Annotated in this window: 2 protein-coding genes; one reads left to right on the forward strand and one right to left on the reverse strand. The window is 75.1% G+C overall.

Features of this window, described 5'->3' with window-relative positions:
- A partial coding sequence (locus ABZ641_RS32150; RefSeq protein WP_359987543.1) for a PASTA domain-containing protein occupies window positions 1–1,191 on the forward strand: 1,191 nt, incomplete at its 5' end.
- A 73-nt stretch (window positions 1,192–1,264) separates the two neighbouring features.
- On the opposite strand, the gene ABZ641_RS32155 is transcribed toward ABZ641_RS32150, so the two are convergent.
- On the reverse strand, window positions 1,265–2,713 hold a 1,449-nt coding region (locus ABZ641_RS32155; RefSeq protein ID WP_359987545.1), incomplete at its 5' end, for a protein kinase.

The following is a 2,713-nucleotide window of genomic DNA, read 5'->3' on the forward strand; positions in this document are numbered from 1 at the left end:
TTCCGATCCGAGGACGTCCGCCGGGCCGCCGCGGGCGGAGCACCGACCCGTCCGCTGCACTCCGCTCCCACCGTCACGGCCGAGCACATCAGGGCGGAGCACATCGGGGCCGAGGACGACAGGGCCCGGCCCGCCGGGGCCGAGCACGCCGACGCCCGGGACACCGGGGGCAGGGGTGGGGGCGCGGGTGCCGGAGCGGGTACCGGTCCGTCCTGGCCGTTCGCGGCGTTCACCGGTGCCGACGACGCCGCCACGGCCGACGCCCTCGCCGAGGGCATGCGGTACGTCGCGATCCGGCGGCAGGCGCAGCTGCGGCGCGTGCGCAACGCCAGGATCGTCGGTCTGGCCCTGGTGCCCGTCGTCGCGGTCGTCTGGGCCGTGACCGCGTTCGGTGACCCCTTCGGGTACCGGACGGCCACCCACACCCCGGACCCGCGGGCGACCGGCCCGTACTCCTCGTGCGATCCGCTGTCCTTCGGGGGCGACGGCTTCAACCCGCCCTCGTTCTCGGGCATGTCGCCCGCCGAGGCGCGGACCTGCGCGGAGATCGCCGGACTGAAGATCGACCAGAAGACCACCACCGGCAGCAAGTACAACAAGGACACCGTCACCCGGCAGGAACCGGGGACCTCCCAGTCGGTGAAGCGGGGCAGCACCGTCACCGTCTGGGTGTCGACGGGCGGCGATCCCCGGGCGACGGGGGACCTCGCCAACTGCGAGGCCGAGGAGCAGCACGGCAAGGTCCCCACCCCCTGGCTCAAGGGCAGGACCCTGAACGCCGCCCGGACCTGCGCGGACATCGCCCACCTCAAGCTGGAGGAGGCCGGCAAGGTCCAGGACCGCCTCACCCCGGCCGGGCAGGTGGCACGCCAGGAACCCGGATCGGAGGACACCACCGTCGGCAGCACCGTCAAGGTCTGGATCTCCACCGGCGGCGACCCCAGGGCCGTCGGCGCCCTCACCGGCTGCGACAGCGCGACCGGCGACCGGCCCGAAGCACCGGCACTGGAACACATGACCGTGGCCGACGCCCGCACCTGCGCCGACATCGGCCACTTCAAGCTGCAGGAGCAGAGCGTGCCGGACAAGATCTGGCCGAGCGGCGAGGTCGTCCGCCAGGAGCCGGGCAGCTTCAGCCGGATCGACCCCGGCAGCACCATCAGCATCTGGGTGTCCTCCGGCGCGCCGTGACCGGAGTCCCACCCGCCGGCCGGTGAGCCACGGGTCGGCCCGCGGACGGCGGGCCGACGGTCGTGCACGGCGGTCACCTCCTCGCGAGGTCGCCGGAGTAGGCGCCGACGCTGAGGTGGAGGCTGCCGTCGGCGTTGCGTGTGTAGACCTGCTCGTGCGGGTCGGCTGCGCAGCCGGTGAGGATGCTCATCGGGCGGGTCTTGAGGATCAGGCGGTCGGTGCCGACGGCGACCAGGTCGGCGACGGAGTCGCAGTAGCGGGTGCCGGTTCCGGTGTTGTTGTGGATGGTGCCGACCGGCTCGCCCGGCCGTCCCTGGGCGATGGTGATGGTGAAGTCCGCCCGGACGTCGTTCTGTTGGCCGGTGAGCGGACCCTGCCAGGTGCCGAGCAGGGCGGTGGGTACCGTGCCGGCGGGTGTCTGCGGGGCCGGTTCGCCGGAGGTCGGCGACGTCGGGGCGGGCACCGGTGCGGACGGGCCGGAGGATCGGGCGTCGCGGCCGCCGGCCGTCGGCTGTCCGGCGCCGGAGACGTGGTTGCTGTGGCTGGTGGAGAGGTAGACGGCCGTACCGGCCACCACGACCGCCGTTGCGGTGGCGATGACGAGACCGGGACGCACGCGACCGGAGCGGGCCGCCACGGGCGGGGGGTCGACCGCCGCCATGATTCCGGCCGACGGGACGGCCGCAGCCGTCGGCGTGGGCGGGTGGACCGGCGGCGGCGGCGGTACGGCCGTGGCGGCCCGCTCCGTCGGACCGTGGTGTGCCGGGTCCGGCACCTGGACGGCGGACCGGAGCGGTGGCGGGGCGACGTCGCCCGGGCGTCCGCCCGGTGCGGCCTCGGCGTCGAGGTCGAGCAGTTCCACCGCGAGGCGGGCCAGTGAGCCGGCGATCTCGGACGGCAGCCAGCCGTGCCCCGTCAGCCGTTCCGCCGCCGCGCCGTCGCCGGCCGCCAGCCACGCGCTGATCCGGTCCGGGGCGGGCCGTGCCGCGGGGTCCTTGGCGAGGCAGGCGGACACGAGGTCCCGCAGCCCCGGGGCGACGGTGTCGAGCCCGCGGAGGTCGGGCTCCTCGTGCAGGACGCGGTAGAGCAGGACGGGTGTGCTCACGCCCGCGCCGAACGGCGGGACGCCGGTGGCGGCGTACGCCAGCACCGCGCCCAGCGAGAAGACGTCCGAGGCCGGGCCCACCGTCCGCCCCTCGGCCTGCTCCGGCGAGAGGTAGCCGGGACTGCCGAGCACGAAACCCGATTGGGTGAGCGCGGTCGTGGCGTCCAGTGCCCGGCTGATGCCGAAGTCGATGAGCCGCGGCCCGTCCAGGGCCAGCAGGACGTTCGACGGCTTGACGTCCCGGTGGACGAGGCCGAGGCCGTGCACGGCCTTCAGCGCCTCGGCCAGTCCGATCCCCAGCGCGTGGACGGCCGCGGCCGGCAACGGACCGTACTCGTGGACCGCCGATCCCAGCGACGGTCCGGCGACGTATCCGGTGGCCACCCAGGGGCGGTCGCCCTCGGTGTCGGCGTCCAG

The sequence above is a fragment of the Kitasatospora sp. NPDC007106 genome, assembly GCF_040634455.1.
GTDB classification, from domain to species: domain Bacteria; phylum Actinomycetota; class Actinomycetes; order Streptomycetales; family Streptomycetaceae; genus Kitasatospora; species Kitasatospora arboriphila.